The organism is Lysobacter sp. GX 14042 (assembly GCF_021390425.1).
In the GTDB taxonomy this organism is placed as follows: domain Bacteria; phylum Pseudomonadota; class Gammaproteobacteria; order Xanthomonadales; family Xanthomonadaceae; genus Novilysobacter.
Genome location: NZ_JAJUWY010000004.1, coordinates 174,923 through 190,081, shown reverse-complemented (window position 1 = coordinate 190,081; position 15,159 = coordinate 174,923). Strand labels below are relative to the sequence as shown.

The window sequence follows — 15,159 nt, the reverse complement described above, 5'->3', positions numbered from 1 at the left end:
CGCGCCTAGGCGCGCGAGTAGCGCCAGGACAGCATCCGTCCGCCTTCGTACGGCATCACGCCGTGGAAGGCGCGCGGGTCCCCGTCGAACACCAGCGGCAGGAAGTTCCGGTCGCCCTCCCACATCGGCAGCTCCCCCAAGCGCGCCAAAGGCACCCATTCAAGGGTGCCTTCGTGGTTGTGGACCAGCGGCTCGCCGCTGTAGCGCGTGATCAGGAAGATGAAGCCCAGCCAGTCCTCGCCCTGCTTGCCGAAGCCCGGCCAGCTGACGGTCCCGCGCAAGGTGAGCGCCTCACAGCCGATGCCGGCCTCCTCGAGGATTTCCCGCCGCATCCCGGCGACCACGTCCTCGTCGCGCTCGATCTTTCCACCCAGGCCGTTGTACTTGCCCAGGTGGTGGTCACCCGGCCGCGCGTTGCGGTGGATCATCAAGACCTGCTTCCGGTCCGGCGAGAGCACGTAGCCGAGCGTGGCGACGATGGGGGTATAAGCGGCCATCGGGGATCCGGGGAACAGGGCCGCCCAGTGTCTCCGATCGCCCCGTGCACGGCCACTTCCACGGCGGCTTGCCGCCCCGGCGCCATACTGCCGTCCGGTCCCGATGAAGAGAGCACGCATGAGCGGACACCAGCGCGAGGTGACCATGCGCTTCCTGGCCGAACCTTCCGACGTGAACTACGGCGGCAAGGTGCACGGAGGGGTGGTGATGAAGTGGATCGACCAGGCCGGCTATGCCGCCGCGGTCGGCTGGAGCGGGCGCTACAGCGTCACCGTGGCGGTCGGCGGGATCCGTTTCGTCGCGCCGATCCGCACCAGTGACCTGGTCACGGTACGGGCGCGGCTGGTGCATACCGGTACCAGCAGCATGCACTTCGCGGTGGACGTGGGCGCGCGCGATCCGATGGGAGGCCCGGCACGCCTGTGCACCCATTGCGTCATCGTGTTCGTCGCCCTGGATGGCGTGGAAGGCAGTCCCACGCCGGTACCGCCGTGGACGCCGGCCACCGAGGACGACCGTCGGCTCGCCGGGTACGCGCAGCAGGTGATGGCCCTGGGCAAGGGCATCGAAGGCGTGGTGGAGCGCTACCGGGCGGCCGCGCTCGAGTAGAACGCCGGCGTGGGCAGTCAGATGCCGGCGAGGCGGCGGCCTTCCATGTACTTCCCGCTCCAGTAGCCGGTCTCCAGGCTGGAAACCATCACGTCCTTGCCGGTGCTCGGGGCATGCACGAAGCGGCCCTCGCCGACGTAGATGCCGACGTGGTCGACCCTGCCGCGCTTGCCGAAGACGACCAGGTCGCCTTCCTCCAGCTCGGACTTGTCGGCGACAAGCTCGCCCTGCCTGGCCTGGTCCCGGGTCACCCGTGGCAACTCCAGCCCGACCGCGTTGCGGAACACGTAGCTGACCAGGCCGCTGCAGTCGAAGCCGCTTTCCGGGTTGGTGCCGCCCCAGCGGTAGGGCGTGCCCAGCAGGGTAAGGGCGCTGTTGAGCACAGTCCGGATCCGGCCATCGGTTGGTTTGTAGTCCTGCGATGCCGCGGCGGTCTTGCCACTGGCCAGCAGGCGGCTGATGTCGCTGGCTAGTGCCAATGCGCCGTCGGGCAGGCTGCCGGCACCGGAGAACACCATGGGCGCCTCGGCCGTCGCGGAGGCGCCCGCCTGGGCGCTCTGCTGCGCCAGTGCCGGTACCACGGGCAGTGCCAGCAGCAGGGCGGCCAGGGCCAGACGGACGCCGCGCCCCCGGGGGGCGCGGCTGGAATCGGAAACATGTGCGGTGTGCTTCAACGCCATCACGCGGCCATCACTGAAAAATCACCCGGCGATGATGCCGGTGAACGGGGGCCAGCAGGTTCAGAAGACGTTAAATGAATGTTAAAAGAAGCGAATCACGTTCCAGCTTCAGGAACATCAAGGGCCTGCGTTCCCGTCCCGGTCAGTGAAGTGACTCACAACACCCGGCGTGCGCCGCTGTAGTGGTCGCGCCAGTAATGGCCGTCCAGATGGTCCAGGCGCACGGTCCCGCCGCTGCTGGGCGCGTGGACGAAGCGCCCTTCGCCCACATAGATGCCGGCATGGGTGACCGAGCCGCGGCTGCCGAAGAACACCAGGTCGCCCGGCGACAGGCGTTCGGGCGCGATGCGCGGGCCCTGGACCGCGGCGAGGTCCCGGGTGGTGCGCGGCAGCGCCAGGTCGAGCATGTCCCGGTAGACGTAATTGATCAGGCCACTGCAGTCGAAGCCGGCCTGCGGCGTGTTGCCCCCGTAACGGTAAGGGGTGCCCACCAGGCTGATGGCGCGCATCAGCACCGAATTGGCCGAGGCCGGATCGGCCGGTGCCAGGGTGGCCCACTGCCGCTGCGATGCCGGCGGGATCTCGGCACGGGCCGCCTTGCCGCCCCCGCAGGCCGACAGCAGCATGCCGCAGGAGAGTGCGGCACAGGCCAGGGCTACGGGGAGGACAGGGCGGCCCAGACGCCGAACTGGCGTGGGGAGCGGCTTGCCGGGATAATGCGCGGCCCTTGTCACGTGCGACAGCTTGGCCGCTTTCGTCCGCGACGGCAACCAGAGAGCCAGCCAATGAAGATCGAGAAAGACCGCGTCGTGAAGTTCCACTACACCGTTTCCGAGCAGGGCGGCGAGCAGCTGGAGAGTTCACGCGACAGCGGTCCGCTGGCGATCCTGGTCGGGCACGGCAACATCATCCCGGGCCTGGAGAAGGCGATGGACGGCCACGAGGCCGGCGACACCTTCACCGCCGAGGTTCCCGCGGCTGAGGCCTATGGCGAGATCCGCGAGGGCCTGACCCAGCGGGTGCCCAAGAAGTACTTCCAGGGCACCAAACTGGTGCCGGGCATGCAGGCGGTACTGCCGACCAATTTCGGCCCGCGGGCGGTGACCATCCAGAAGGTCGGCATGAGCGTGGTCGACGTCGACCTCAACCACCCGATGGCCGGCAAGGACCTGAGCTTCGACATCGAGATCGTCGAAGTGCGCGAGGCGGCGGCCGAGGAAGTCGAGCACGGCCACGTGCACGGCGATGGCGGCCACGAGCACTGAGCCGCGCATGACGGCGACCGCCGGCGGCGGTCGCCTGGATCACCTGGACGCATTGCGCGGGTTCGCCCTGCTGGGCATCGCGCTGATGAACGTCGAATACTTCGGCGCGCCGCTGTCACAGATGGGCGGCGGCGTGCAGCCGGGACAGGGCGTCCTCGATGCCGCGGCGGACTGGCTGGTCTACCTGCTGGTCCAGGGAAAGTTCTGGACCCTGTTCTCGCTGCTGTTCGGCATGGGTTTCGTGCTGATGCTCGAGCGCGCGCGGACCGCCGGTACGCGGTTCGCGCCGGTCTACCTGCGCCGCATCGCAGGCCTGCTGGTGATCGGCCTGGCGCACGCCTGGTTCATCTGGGCCGGTGACATCCTGGTGTCCTACGCGCTGGGGGCATTGGGCCTGCTGCTGTTCTTCCGCGAGGCGGGCACCGCCACCCTGGGCGTCATGGGCCTGGTGCTGTGGAGCGTGTGGGCCACGCTGATGCTCGCCGGGGGCGGGCTGCTGGTGCTGGCCGAACAGGCCGGGCCCGAAGTGGCCGGCGGCGTCCTGGAGTCGCTGGAGGGCATGCGACTGCAGGAGATCGCCGCCTACGCCCACGGCAGCTGGCTGGAGGCGACGGCGCAGCGGGTGCACTACTGGACCGCGATGGCCGGCAACCTGGTGGTGATGCTCCCGGGATTGCTGGGCACCTTCCTGGTCGGCGGCTGGATGCTCCGTTCGGGGCTGGCGGCCGATCCCGCCGCCCACCGCCCGGCGCTGCTGCGCCTGGTGGCGATTGGACTGGCCGGCGGCCTGGTGCTGACCCTGGCGAGCCTCGCGGTGGATCCGGTGCCGGGGCAGGCCGCGTCGGTGGGCACGGGCATGGTCGCCGCCGTCCTGCACATGGCTGCCGGGCTGCCCGCGGGCCTGGCCTACGCGGGCATCGTGCTGCTGCTCGCGGCCCGGCCCCGCTCGCTGTTGGGCGTGCTCGCGCCAGCCGGGCGGATGGCACTGAGCAATTACCTGCTGCAGTCGCTGGTCGGCACCTGGATCTTCTATGGCCATGGCTTGGGGATGTGGGGTGGGGTAGGCCGCGCCGGGCAGGTGCTCGGCGTGGTCGTGTTCTTCACCCTGCAGGTGCTGGCCAGCCGCTGGTGGCTGGCGCGGTTCCGCCAGGGACCGGTGGAATGGCTGTGGCGCGCCTTCACCTGGTGGCGCCTGCCGCCGCTGCGCCAAGTACCCGCGTAGACTCGCCGGCATGGCGCAGCGCGATGACGTGGTGGTGGTCGGGGCCGGCGTGGTCGGGCTGGCCACCGCGCTGGCGCTGCTGGAGGACGGGCGCGGCGTGCGGGTGATCGAGGCACGCCGGATCGGCAGCGGCAGCTCGCATGGCAACTGCGGGACCATCACCCCCAGCCATGCGCCACCACTGGCCGCGCCCGGCCGCGTCGGCGAGGCGCTGAGGATGATGCTGAGGCCGGACGCGCCGCTGTACATCCGCCCCCGGGTGGACGCGCGGCTGTGGCGCTGGCTGTGGCGGTTCGCCGGCCGCTGCAACCGGCGCGACTGGGAAGCCAGCGCCCGGGCCAAGTCGCTGCTGCTCAACGATTCACGTGCCCGGCTGGCCGACTGGATCGCACGCCACGGGCTCGCCTGCGAGTTCTCCCCGTCCGGCGAGGACTACGTCTTCCGTGCCCCGGCGGCCTTCGAGCGCGGCCAGGGCGAACTGGACCTGCTGCGCGAACTGGGGGTGGAGGTCGACGTGATCGACGGGCCCGCCTACGACGCCATGGAGCCGGCGGTGCTGCCCGGTACCGCCGGTGCGATCCGCTTCCGCGGCGACGCGGTCCTGCGCCCGGACCGGTACGTCGACGAGCTCGCCCGGGTGGTCCGCGAACGTGGCGGGAGCATCGACGAGGACCGCCCGCTGCAGCGGCTGGAGGAGGACGGCGCCGGCGTCGTCCTGCAGACGCCGGCCGGACCGCTGCACGCGCGCGAGGCGGTGATCGCCGCCGGTGCCTGGTCGCCGCAGCTGGCGCGGGCGATCGATGCGCCCTGGCTGGCCCTGGCGATGCAGCCAGGCAAGGGGTATTCGATCACCTACGATCCGCCATCGCGGGTCCCGCTGCGCCCACTGGTGCTGCGCGACTGGTCGGTCTGCGTGACCAGCTGGCCGAGCGGCTTCCGGCTGGGCAGCACCATGGAGTTCTCCGGCTTCGACGAGCGCCTGCAGCCACGGCGGCTGGCGGCGCTGGAGCGCGCGGCCCGCGCCAGCCTGCACGAGCCGGTCGGCCCGCGGGTGCGCGAGCGCTGGTGCGGCTGGCGGCCGATGAGCTGCGACGACGTGCCGATCATCGGTCGCCTGCCGGCGCATCGCCACGCCTGGCTGGCCACCGGCCACGGAATGATGGGCGTGGGGATGAGCGCGGGGACCGGGCAGCTGGTGGCCGACCTGGTGGCGGGGCGGGCACCGGCGATGGATGCCGCGCCTTTCGATCCGGCGCGGCTGGGGTGAGGGGCCAGGATCCGGTTTGCCGCCCGGCGAGGGCTATGGCAGCGTGGCCCGTCTGCCGGAGGAATACATGTCACAGGATTTCGACCTGATCGTGATCGGCGGCGGCTCCGGCGGCCTGGCGGGTGCGTTCCGGGCCGCCGCGCATGGCGCGAGCGTGGCGCTGCTCGAGCCCGATGCGCTGGGCGGCACCTGCGTCAATGCCGGCTGCGTCCCGAAGAAGGCGATGTGGCTGGCCGCCGAGGTCGGGCGCAGGCTTGGCCTTGCCGGCCAGCTCGGCTTCTCCTCCAGCGCCGGCTCGCTTGACTGGCCGACCTTCATCGGCCATCGCCAGCGCTACATCGGCAACATCCATGAGAGCTACCGGCGCCGCCTGGACGAGGCGGGCATCGCGGTGCTGCCGATGCGCGGCAGCCTGCGCGATGCCAGGACCGTGGCCTGCGGCGACGGCGTCTTCCTGCGGGCGAAGCGGATCCTGCTCGCCACCGGCGGGCGCGCGCTGCGCCCGTCGATCCCCGGCGCGGAGCTGGGCGGCACCTCGGACGATTTCTTCGGCTGGGTCCAGGCCCCGCGGCGGGTCGCGGTGATCGGCGGCGGCTATATCGGAGTGGAGCTCGCCGGCGTGCTGCAGGCGCTGGGCAGCCAGGTCGAGCTGCTGGTGCGCGGCGAGCGGCTGCTGTCGGGATTCGACGAGGAACTCGCCCGGGTGCTGGCCGAGGACTACCGCCAGAGCGGCGTCGGGGTCCGCTTCGGCTGCAGCGCCACGGCCCTGGAGCGCGAAGGCGGGCGCGTCCGCGTCGTGGTCGAAGGGCCGGCCGGTCCGGCCTTTGATCCGGTGTTCGACGCGGTGCTGTTCGCCACCGGCCGTGCGCCCAACACCGGCAACCTCGGGCTGGAGGCTGCCGGCGTGGAGCTCGACGGGCGTGGCCATGTACGGGTCGACGCGCGCCACGACACCAGCGTCGCAGGCATCCACGCGGTCGGCGACGTCACCGCCGACCTGCCGCTGACCCCGGTGGCGATCGCCGCCGCGCGCCGGCTGATGGACCGGGTCTTCGCCGGCCGCGACCGGCCGCTGGATCCGGAGAACATCCCCAGCGTGGTCTTCAGCCATCCGCCGCTGGGGATGGTCGGACTGACCACGCAGCAAGCGGTCGAGCGGCATGGCGCCGGGGCGGTGAGCGTGTACCGGGCCGGCTTCCGGCCGATGCTCAACGCCCTCGCCGACGTCCCGCAGCGCAGCCTGTTCAAGCTGGTGTGCGTGGGCGCCGAGCGCCGGGTCGCCGGCGTGCACCTGCTGGGCGAGGCCGCCGACGAGATCCTCCAGGGCTTCGCCGTCGCCGTGCGCATGGGCGCCACCCTCGACGACCTCAACGACACCGTCGCCATCCATCCCACCAGCGCCGAGGAAGTGGTGCTGATGCAGGACACCTGAGTGGACCTCATGGACAGCTATCGCCTCCACCGTGGCAGCGCTCCGCTGCTGCTGAGCCTGCCGCACGACGGCAGCGAAATCCCCGTGGCACTCGCCGAGCGCATGGCCGGGCCCGCGCGCACGGCGCCGGATACCGACTGGCACGTGTCACGCCTGTACGACTTCGCCCGCGCGCTGGGTGCCTCGGTGCTGGTGCCGCGCTACTCGCGCTACGTGGTCGACCTGAACCGCCCGGAGGACGACACCTCGCTGTACCCCGGGCAGAACACCACCGGACTGTGCCCGACCACCCGCTTCGACGGCGGGCCGGTCTACCTGGAAGGACAGCAGCCGGGAAAGGCGGAGATCGCCACCCGGATCGAACGTTACTGGCGCCCCTACCACGACGCCCTGCGCGGGGAGCTGGAGCGCCTGCGCGGCGGGCACGGCCGGGTGGTGCTGTGGGAAGGCCATTCGATCCGCGGCAGCGACCTGCCGTTCCTGTTCGAGGGCCGGCTGCCGGACCTCAACCTGGGCACTGCGGCCGGTGCCAGCTGCACCCCGGCGCTGCAGCAACGGCTCGAGCAGGTGCTGGCCGGGCAGGACGACTACGACTGGGTTGCCAACGGACGCTTCAAGGGCGGCCACATCACCCGGCACTATGGCGACCCGGCACGGGGCATCCAGGCGGTGCAGATGGAAACCAGCCAGCGCTGCTACATGGACGAGGGCAGCGGTGAGTTCGACCCGGCCCGTGCGGCGCGCCTGCAGCCGCTCCTGCGCCGGCTGCTGGAGGTGTGCCTGGACGCCGGGCAGAGCCCGGCCGCTGGCTGAGGCTCAGACCTCCAGCGTCGCCAGGTCGCCCTTCTCCTCCAGCCACGCCTTGCGGTCGGACGCACGCTTCTTGCCCAGCAGCATGTCCATCAGCGAGCGGGTGCCGTCGGCGTCGTCGACGGTCAGCTGTACCAGGCGTCGGGTGTCGGGGTGGATGGTCGACTCGCGCAGCTGCGCCGGGTTCATCTCGCCCAGGCCCTTGAAGCGGGTGACCTGGACGGTACCGGCCGAACCCTTCTTCTTCTGTGCCTTCTCGCGCTCGATCCGGTCGAGCAGGATCTGCTTCTCCTCCTCGTCCAGGGCGTAGTGGACCTGCTTGCCCAGGTCGATGCGGAACAGCGGCGGCATCGCCACGAACACGTGGCCGGCGCGGACCAGGGCGGGGAAGTGCTGCAGGAACAGGGCGGTGAGCAGGGTGGCGATGTGCAGGCCGTCGGAGTCGGCGTCGGCGAGGATCACCACCTTGCCGTAGCGCAGCCCGGACAGCTCGTCCTTGCCCGGGTCGCAGCCGATCGCCACCGCCAGGTCGTGGACCTCCTGCGAAGCCAGCACGCTGCCCGACGCCACCTCCCAGGTGTTGAGGATCTTGCCGCGCAGCGGGAGGATCGCCTGGAAGTCCTTGTCGCGCGCCTGCTTGGCGCTGCCGCCGGCCGAGTCGCCCTCGACCAGGAACAGCTCGGTGCGCGAGAGGTCCTGGCTGATGCAGTCGGCCAGCTTGCCGGGCAGGGCGGGGCCCTGGGTGACCTTCTTGCGGGTGACCTGCTTATCGGTCTTCAGCCGCGCGCTGGCGCGCTCGATGGCCAGCTGGGCGATGCGCTCGCCCCATTCCACGTGCTGGTTGAGCCACAGGGTGAAGGCGTCCTCGGCGGCGCCCTCGATGAAGCCCGCGGCCTGGCGCGAGCTCAGCCGCTCCTTGGTCTGGCCGGAGAACTGCGGGTCGGTCATCTTCAGGCTGAGCACGAAGCTCACCCGGTCCCAGACGTCCTCGGGTGCCAGCTTGACCCCGCGCGGCAGCAGGTTGCGGAAGTCGCAGAACTTGCGCAGCGCATCGGTGAAACCGCTGCGCAGGCCATTGACGTGGGTGCCGTGCTGGGCCGTCGGGATCAGGTTGACGTAGCTTTCCTGGACCAGCTCGCCCTCGGCCGACCAGGCCACCGCCCATTCCACGGTCTCGGTCTCGCGGCCCAGCCCGCCGACGAACAGTTCCGGCGGCAGCAGCTCGCGGTTGCCCAGCTCGCCCAGCAGGTAGTCGCGCAGCCCGTTCTCGTAATGCCACTCGACGCGCTCGCCGCCGGCTTCCTCCACCAGGCGCACGGTCAGCCCGGGGCACAGCACCGCCTTGGCGCGCAGCAGGTGCTTCAGCGCGCGCAGGTTGAACTTCGGGGTGTCGAAATACTTCGGGTCGGGCCAGAAGCGCAGCCGGGTGCCGGTGTTGCGCCTGCCGACGCTGCCCACGACCTCGAGCTCGCTGGCGCGGTCGCCGTCGGCGAAGGCGATGCGGTGCTCGCTGCCCTCGCGCTTGATGGACACCTCGACCCGGGTGCTCAAGGCGTTGACCACGCTCACGCCCACGCCGTGCAGGCCGCCGGAGAAGGTGTAGTTGCGGTTGGAGAACTTACCGCCGGCGTGCAGCCGGGTCAGGATCAGTTCCACGCCCGGCACGCCTTCCTCGGGGTGGATGTCGACCGGCATGCCGCGCCCGTCATCGGACACCTCGCAGCTGCCGTCGGCGTACACGGTCACCTCCACCAGCCGGGCGTGCCCTGCCAGCGCCTCGTCCACGGCGTTGTCGACCACCTCCTGGACCAGGTGGTTGGGGCGGGTGGTGTCGGTGTACATGCCGGGCCGGCGCTTGACCGGGTCAAGGCCCGACAGGACTTCGATGTCGGCGGCGTTGTAGCGGGTGTTCATGCGGTGCGGAGCCGGTGCGGGGACTGCGGAAAGTCCGCCAGAATGCGGGTCGGGCAGAAGGGGGTCAAGCAAGGGGTCGCTGAACGTCAGGCGCCGGGATGTGGGGTCCTTCAGGTGCCCTCACGCCACGACGCGCTAGCCTTCCGGGGTCGTCACGCGGGGAGGCGGCGCCATTCCGCACATGAAGAGGACAAGCCGATGAAGATCCCAACGATCACGTTCCGGACCCTGATGCTGGTACCGGTTGGCCTGGCGCTGGCGGGGGTGGCGCTGGTGGCCTCGGCCCAGCAGGCCGATACCGCGGACCAGGCCACGGCACACGAGCGCCAGCCCAAGAAGGCCGCCGCCGAGCAGGCCGACCGCAGCGCCGCCGACGCCCGTCGCGACGCCGCGCGCCGGGCCGCCGAGGAGGCGCGCAAGGCGCGGGACGCCGCCGCCGCCCGTGGCGACCGGCGCCCGGCCGAGCGCGAAGAGGAAGAAGACTGGCGCGGCTGAGGCTGTCAAGCGGTCGCGGCGGCCACGGCCAGCCGGTAGACTACCGCTTTCCAGCGGCAGCTAGACCATGACTCCCCTGATCTTCGTCACCGGCGGCGTGGTGTCCTCGCTTGGCAAGGGCATCGCGGCGGCCTCGCTGGCGGCCATCCTCGAATCGCGCGGGTTGCGCGTGACGATGATGAAGCTCGACCCGTACATCAACGTCGACCCGGGCACCATGAGCCCGTTCCAGCACGGCGAGGTGTACGTCACCGACGACGGGGCGGAAACCGACCTCGACCTCGGCCACTACGAGCGCTACGTGCGCACCCGGCTGGGGCGCAAGAACTCCATCACCACCGGGCGCATCTACGAAAGCGTGATCCGCAAGGAGCGCCGCGGCGACTATCTCGGCGGCACGGTGCAGGTCATCCCGCACATCACCGACGAGATCAAGCGCGGCATCTTCGAGGCCACCGAAGGCTTTGATGTCGGCCTGGTGGAGATCGGCGGCACCGTGGGCGACATCGAGTCGCTGCCGTTCCTGGAGGCGATCCGCCAGATCCGCACCGAGCGCGGGCCGGACAAGGCCCTGTTCATGCACCTGACCCTGGTGCCGTGGATCGCCGCCGCGGGCGAGCTCAAGACCAAGCCGACCCAGCATTCGGTCAAGGAGCTGCGTTCGATCGGCATCCAGCCCGACATCCTGGTCTGCCGCTCCGAGCAGCCGCTGCCCGACAACGAGCGCCGCAAGATCGCGCTGTTCACCAGCGTCTCCGAGCGCGCGGTGGTCTCCGCGGTGGACCTCGACAACATCTACAAGATGCCGGCCCGCTTCCACGAGCAGGGGCTGGACGACCTGGTGATCGAGCGCCTGCGGCTGAACGCCGGACCGGCCGACCTGTCGGAGTGGGAGGCGGTGGTCGATGCCACCCAGAACCCGGACGACGAGGTCACCATCGCCATCGTCGGCAAGTACGTCGACCACCAGGACGCCTACAAGTCGGTGGCCGAGGCGCTCAAGCACGGCGGCCTGCGCCAGCGCACCCGGGTCACCCTGCGATGGCTGGAGTCCAGCGAGGTCGAGAAGCAGGGCGCGACGCTGCTCGAGGGCGTCGACGGGATCCTGGTTCCGGGCGGCTTCGGTGACCGCGGCTTCGACGGCAAGGTGCTCAGTGCCCGCCACGCGCGCGAGAACGCGGTTCCGTACTTCGGCATCTGCTACGGCATGCAGGCGGCGGTGATCGACTACGCGCGCCACGTCGCCGGCCTGGAAGGCGCCAACAGCACCGAGAACGACAGGTCCACCCCGCACCCGGTGATCGGCCTGATCACCGAGTGGCGTACCGCGACCGGCGAGCTCGAGCGGCGCAGCGAGGATTCCGACCTGGGCGGCACCATGCGCCTGGGCCTGCAGGAGCAACGGCTCAAGCCCGGTACCCTGGCCCATGAGCTGTATGGCCGCGACGTGGTCGGCGAGCGCCACCGGCACCGCTACGAGTTCAACAACCGCTACCGCGCCCAGCTCGAGGACGCCGGCCTGGTGATCAGCGCCAAGTCGATGGACGACCTGCTGGTGGAGATGATCGAACTGCCCCGGGACCGGCACCCGTGGTTCCTGGCCTGCCAGGCCCATCCGGAGTTCCTGTCCACCCCGCGCGACGGGCATCCGCTGTTCGTCGGGTTCATCGAGGCGGCGCGGGAATACAGGGCGGCCAAGGGACGGGATGCGGTCGCGGCTGAAGCCACCCCTGCACGAGCACAAGGAGCACTGCGATGAACCTGTGTGGATTCGAGGTTGGCCTGGACCAGCCGTTCTTCCTGATCGCCGGCCCGTGCGTGATCGAGTCGATGCAGCTGCAGCTCGATACCGCCGGCACGCTCAAGGAGATCACCGACGAGCTCGGCATCCCCTTCATCTTCAAGTCCAGCTTCGACAAGGCCAACCGGACCTCGATCTCCGGCTTCCGCGGCCCCGGCATGGAGGAGGGGCTGAAGGTGCTGGAGACGGTCAAGCACCAGTTGGGCGTGCCGGTGCTGACCGACGTCCACGAATACACCCCGATGGACGAGGTCGCCGCCGTTGTCGACGTGCTGCAGACCCCGGCCTTCCTGTGCCGGCAGACCGACTTCATCCGCAAGGTCGCCAGCGCCGGCCGGCCGGTGAACATCAAGAAGGGCCAGTTCCTCTCGCCCTGGGAGATGAAGCACGTTGCCGAGAAGGCGCTGTCGACCGGCAACGAACAGATCATGGTCTGCGAGCGCGGCGCCAGCTTCGGCTACAACAACCTGGTCAGCGACATGCGCTCGCTGTCGGTGATGCGCGACACCGGCTGCCCGGTGGTGTTCGATGCCACCCATTCGGTCCAGCTGCCCGGCGGCGCCGGCGGCAAGTCCGGCGGCCAGCGCGAGTTCGTGCCGGTGCTGTCGCGCGCGGCCATGGCGGTGGGCATCGCCGGCATCTTCATGGAAACCCATCCGGACCCGGACAAGGCACTGTCCGACGGCCCGAATGCCTGGCCACTGGGCAAGATGCGCGCCCTGCTGGAAACCCTCATGGCCATCGACGGGGTCACCAAGCGCAACGGCTTCCTGGAATCGGATGCCTGAACGTCGGTCCCGCCTTCTGTTCCGAACCCTTCAAGAGACGACATGACCACGATTGCGAAAGTCCATGCCCGCGAGATCCTCGACAGCCGCGGCAACCCCACGCTCGAGGCCGAGGTGACCCTCGCCGACGGCAGCTTCGGCCGGGCGATGGTGCCCTCGGGTGCCTCGACCGGGTCGCGCGAGGCGGTGGAGCTTCGCGACGGCGACAAGACCCGCTACCTGGGCAAGGGCGTCCGCCAGGCGGTGGAGAACGTCAACACCGCCATTGCCGCGGCGGTCACCGGCACGGACGGGGCCGACCAGGCCGGCCTGGACCACCGCCTGATCGACCTGGACGGCACCGAGAACAAGGGTCGGCTGGGTGCCAACGCGCTGCTGGGCGTGTCGATGGCCAACGCCCATGCCGTCGCGATGTCGAAGAAGCTCCCGCTGTGGCAGCACCTGGCGGCCGGCACCGGCGTCGCGCCGGTGCTGCCGGTGCCGATGATGAACATCATCAACGGCGGTGCCCACGCCGACAACAACGTCGACCTGCAGGAATTCATGGTGCTGCCGGTGGGCTTCGACAGCTTCTCCGAAAGCCTGCGCGCGGGCACCGAGATCTTCCACGCGCTCAAGTCGGTGCTGCGCGGCCGCGGCCTGTCCACCGCGGTGGGTGACGAGGGCGGCTTCGCCCCCGACCTGCGCAGCAACGAGGAGGCGCTGGAGACCATCCTGGAGGCGATCGGCAAGGCCGGCTACCACGCCGGCGAGGACGTGCTGCTGGGCCTGGACGTGGCCTCCAGCGAGTTCCACGACAACGGCAAGTACCACCTGACCGGCGAGGGCAAGCGCCTGACCGCCGAGCAGTTCGTCGACTTCCTGGCCGGCTGGTGCGACCAGTACCCGATCATCAGCATCGAGGACGGCATGGACGAGGGCGACCGCGAGGGCTGGAAGCTGCTGACCGCGCGGCTGGGGCGCAAGGTCCAGCTGGTCGGTGACGACCTGTTCGTGACCAACCCGCAGATCTTCGCCGAGGGCATCGAGGACGGGCTGGGCAACTCGATCCTGATCAAGGTCAACCAGGTCGGTACCCTGACCGAGACCCTCGAGGCGATCGCCATGGCCGACCGGGCGGGCTACTCCGCGGTCGTCTCGCACCGCTCCGGCGAAACCGAGGACACCACCATCGCCGACATCGCGGTGGCCACCACCGCCACCCAGATCAAGACCGGCTCGCTGTGCCGCAGCGACCGGGTGGCCAAGTACAACCAGCTGCTGCGCATCGAGGAGCAGCTGGGCGCCGCGGCGAAGTACGCCGGCCGCGACGCCTTCGTCTCGCTGCACCGCTGAGGCCACTCCAATGCGCTGGACCGGGGTCCTGGTACTGCTGCTGGTCGCCGTGCTGGTGATGCTGCAGTCCCGCCTCTGGTCCGGCGAGGGCGGTCGCCCGTCGGTGGAGGCGCTGCAGGAGCAGGTCGAGGCCCAGCGCCGGGAGAACCTCGGCCTGCAGCAGCGCAACGACGCGCTGGCGGCCGAGGTCGAGGACCTCAAGTCCGGCGAGGCCGCGGTGGAGGAGCGCGCCCGCAGCGAACTGGGCATGATCCGCCCGGGCGAGACCTTCTACCGCGTCGTCGAGAACGGCGAACCGCAGCCTGCGGAGCCCGCGGAGTGAGCGGCGGCAGGTCGTGGCCGTGACGACAGGACACCCCCCCGTCTGGGCCGTGATGCCCGCCGCCGGGAAAGGCACGCGCTTCGGCGGCGAAGTGCCCAAGCAATACCTGGAGGTCGCCGGCCGGCCGGTGATCCGGCATGCGCTCGAAGCCGTGCTCGACCACCCGCGGGTGGCCGGAGTCGTGGTGGCGCTGGCCGCCGACGACGGCTTCTGGCCGGGCTGGCAGCAGCTGGCCGGCAAGCCGGTGCTGCGCTGCACCGGGGGCGCGGAGCGGGCCGATTCGGTCCTGGCGGCGCTGCGCGTGATCCCGGGCGACGCCGGTGCGCACGGCCTGGTGCTGGTGCACGACGCCGCACGGCCGAACCTCGACCCGGCCGACCTGGCGCGGCTGGTCGAGGTCGCCGGTACGCATGGCGACGGGGCGATCCTCGCCGCTCCGGTACGCGACACCCTCAAGCGCGGTTGCGGCGACGGCACAATCGCCGGGACGGAGCCGCGCGGAGTGCTGTGGCGCGCCTTCACCCCGCAGGCGTTCCGCCGCGGGGCGCTGGTTCGCGCGCTGGAGCGTGCCCGGGCCGACGGCGTCACGGTGACCGACGAGGCGATGGCGATGGAGCGCGCCGGGGCCAGGCCGCGGCTGGTCGAGGGGCGGGAGGACAATCTCAAGGTGACCACCCCGGCGGACCTGGCGTTGATGGAGGGGTTGTTGCGCGGGGGGTGA

Annotated in this window: 16 protein-coding genes; 12 read left to right on the top strand and 4 right to left on the bottom strand. The window is 70.6% G+C overall.

All coding sequences use genetic code 11. The annotated features are described in order from the left end of the window. Nucleotides 1-5: 5 nt before the first annotated feature. Nucleotides 6-497 (bottom strand): 8-oxo-dGTP diphosphatase, encoded by a 492-nt coding sequence (locus tag LY625_RS08235; protein ID WP_233739540.1) that lies wholly within the window; start codon nt 495-497, stop codon nt 6-8. 118 nt (nt 498-615) lie between these two features. Here LY625_RS08235 and LY625_RS08230 point away from each other — a divergent pair, with 118 nt between their 5' ends. Further along, nucleotides 616-1,107 (top strand): acyl-CoA thioesterase, encoded by a 492-nt coding sequence (locus LY625_RS08230; protein ID WP_233739539.1) that lies wholly within the window; start codon nt 616-618, stop codon nt 1,105-1,107. A 17-nt stretch (nt 1,108-1,124) separates the two neighbouring features. Here the strand turns inward: LY625_RS08230 and LY625_RS08225 are convergent, their stop codons facing one another. Together LY625_RS08225 and LY625_RS08220 are read right to left on the bottom strand one after the other, a co-directional pair. Continuing rightward, entirely contained in the window at nt 1,125-1,781 is a 657-nt protein-coding gene (locus LY625_RS08225; protein ID WP_233739538.1) for a C40 family peptidase, read from the bottom strand. 161 nt (nt 1,782-1,942) lie between these two features. Then, entirely contained in the window at nt 1,943-2,467 is a 525-nt protein-coding gene (locus LY625_RS08220) for a C40 family peptidase (RefSeq protein WP_233739574.1), read from the bottom strand. A gap of 105 nt (nt 2,468-2,572) precedes the next feature. Here LY625_RS08220 and LY625_RS08215 point away from each other — a divergent pair, with 105 nt between their 5' ends. The 5 genes from LY625_RS08215 (at nt 2,573) to hutG (ending at nt 7,786) form a co-directional block, all read left to right on the top strand. Then, the gene (locus LY625_RS08215; protein WP_233739537.1) at nt 2,573-3,052 is read left to right on the top strand and encodes a peptidylprolyl isomerase; all 480 of its coding nucleotides are present in this window, start codon (nt 2,573-2,575) and stop codon (nt 3,050-3,052) included. 7 nt (nt 3,053-3,059) lie between these two features. After that, entirely contained in the window at nt 3,060-4,274 is a 1,215-nt protein-coding gene (locus LY625_RS08210) for a DUF418 domain-containing protein (RefSeq protein ID WP_233739536.1), read from the top strand. A 10-nt stretch (nt 4,275-4,284) separates the two neighbouring features. Continuing rightward, nucleotides 4,285-5,541, top strand: a complete 1,257-nt coding sequence (locus tag LY625_RS08205) for an FAD-dependent oxidoreductase (RefSeq protein WP_233739535.1) — start codon at nt 4,285-4,287, stop codon at nt 5,539-5,541. A gap of 67 nt (nt 5,542-5,608) precedes the next feature. Further along, nucleotides 5,609-6,973: a glutathione-disulfide reductase gene (gorA, locus tag LY625_RS08200; RefSeq protein ID WP_233739534.1), complete on the top strand. Its 1,365-nt coding sequence runs from the start codon at nt 5,609-5,611 to the stop codon at nt 6,971-6,973. Between the two features lie 9 nt (nt 6,974-6,982). Next, nucleotides 6,983-7,786 (top strand): N-formylglutamate deformylase, encoded by an 804-nt coding sequence (gene hutG, locus LY625_RS08195; RefSeq protein WP_233739573.1) that lies wholly within the window; start codon nt 6,983-6,985, stop codon nt 7,784-7,786. Nucleotides 7,787-7,789: 3 nt separating this feature from the next. Here hutG and parE read toward each other — a convergent pair whose 3' ends face one another. Beyond that, entirely contained in the window at nt 7,790-9,697 is a 1,908-nt protein-coding gene (gene parE / locus LY625_RS08190) for a DNA topoisomerase IV subunit B (protein WP_233739533.1), read from the bottom strand. Between the two features lie 198 nt (nt 9,698-9,895). On the opposite strand from parE, the gene LY625_RS08185 reads away from it, so the two are divergent. From LY625_RS08185 to ispD, 6 genes are all read left to right on the top strand, one after another. After that, nucleotides 9,896-10,192 (top strand): hypothetical protein, encoded by a 297-nt coding sequence (locus LY625_RS08185; protein WP_233739532.1) that lies wholly within the window; start codon nt 9,896-9,898, stop codon nt 10,190-10,192. A 67-nt stretch (nt 10,193-10,259) separates the two neighbouring features. Then, nucleotides 10,260-11,951 carry a CTP synthase gene (locus LY625_RS08180; RefSeq protein WP_233739531.1) on the top strand — a complete coding sequence of 564 codons (1,692 nt, stop codon included), beginning with the start codon at nt 10,260-10,262 and terminating at the stop codon, nt 11,949-11,951. Continuing rightward, nucleotides 11,948-12,781: a 3-deoxy-8-phosphooctulonate synthase gene (gene kdsA / locus LY625_RS08175; protein WP_233739530.1), complete on the top strand. Its 834-nt coding sequence runs from the start codon at nt 11,948-11,950 to the stop codon at nt 12,779-12,781. The genes LY625_RS08180 and kdsA overlap by 4 nt, the downstream gene beginning before the upstream one ends. Before the next feature lie 42 nt (nt 12,782-12,823). Next, nucleotides 12,824-14,116 carry a phosphopyruvate hydratase gene (gene eno / locus LY625_RS08170; RefSeq protein ID WP_233739529.1) on the top strand — a complete coding sequence of 431 codons (1,293 nt, stop codon included), beginning with the start codon at nt 12,824-12,826 and terminating at the stop codon, nt 14,114-14,116. A gap of 10 nt (nt 14,117-14,126) precedes the next feature. Further along, the gene (gene ftsB / locus LY625_RS08165) at nt 14,127-14,438 is read left to right on the top strand and encodes a cell division protein FtsB (protein WP_233739528.1); all 312 of its coding nucleotides are present in this window, start codon (nt 14,127-14,129) and stop codon (nt 14,436-14,438) included. Nucleotides 14,439-14,490: 52 nt separating this feature from the next. Then, complete coding sequence (gene ispD / locus LY625_RS08160; protein ID WP_233739527.1) at nt 14,491-15,159, top strand: 2-C-methyl-D-erythritol 4-phosphate cytidylyltransferase; 669 nt, start codon at nt 14,491-14,493, stop codon at nt 15,157-15,159.

What these genes read in the sequence shown, in the direction of transcription:
- LY625_RS08205 (WP_233739535.1), top strand. Translation starts at nt 4,285, where the DNA reads ATGGCGCAGCGCGATGACGTGGTGGTGGTCGGGGCCGGCGTGGTCGGG.
- kdsA (WP_233739530.1), top strand. Translation starts at nt 11,948, where the DNA reads ATGAACCTGTGTGGATTCGAGGTTGGCCTGGACCAGCCGTTCTTCCTG.
- ispD (WP_233739527.1), top strand. Translation starts at nt 14,491, where the DNA reads ATGCCCGCCGCCGGGAAAGGCACGCGCTTCGGCGGCGAAGTGCCCAAG.
- LY625_RS08180 (WP_233739531.1), top strand. Translation starts at nt 10,260, where the DNA reads ATGACTCCCCTGATCTTCGTCACCGGCGGCGTGGTGTCCTCGCTTGGC.
- LY625_RS08185 (WP_233739532.1), top strand. Translation starts at nt 9,896, where the DNA reads ATGAAGATCCCAACGATCACGTTCCGGACCCTGATGCTGGTACCGGTT.
- eno (WP_233739529.1), top strand. Translation starts at nt 12,824, where the DNA reads ATGACCACGATTGCGAAAGTCCATGCCCGCGAGATCCTCGACAGCCGC.
- LY625_RS08235 (WP_233739540.1), bottom strand. Translation starts at nt 497, where the DNA reads ATGGCCGCTTATACCCCCATCGTCGCCACGCTCGGCTACGTGCTCTCG.
- LY625_RS08210 (WP_233739536.1), top strand. Translation starts at nt 3,060, where the DNA reads ATGACGGCGACCGCCGGCGGCGGTCGCCTGGATCACCTGGACGCATTG.
- LY625_RS08215 (WP_233739537.1), top strand. Translation starts at nt 2,573, where the DNA reads ATGAAGATCGAGAAAGACCGCGTCGTGAAGTTCCACTACACCGTTTCC.
- LY625_RS08230 (WP_233739539.1), top strand. Translation starts at nt 616, where the DNA reads ATGAGCGGACACCAGCGCGAGGTGACCATGCGCTTCCTGGCCGAACCT.
- gorA (WP_233739534.1), top strand. Translation starts at nt 5,609, where the DNA reads ATGTCACAGGATTTCGACCTGATCGTGATCGGCGGCGGCTCCGGCGGC.
- hutG (WP_233739573.1), top strand. Translation starts at nt 6,983, where the DNA reads ATGGACAGCTATCGCCTCCACCGTGGCAGCGCTCCGCTGCTGCTGAGC.
- ftsB (WP_233739528.1), top strand. Translation starts at nt 14,127, where the DNA reads ATGCGCTGGACCGGGGTCCTGGTACTGCTGCTGGTCGCCGTGCTGGTG.
- parE (WP_233739533.1), bottom strand. Translation starts at nt 9,697, where the DNA reads ATGAACACCCGCTACAACGCCGCCGACATCGAAGTCCTGTCGGGCCTT.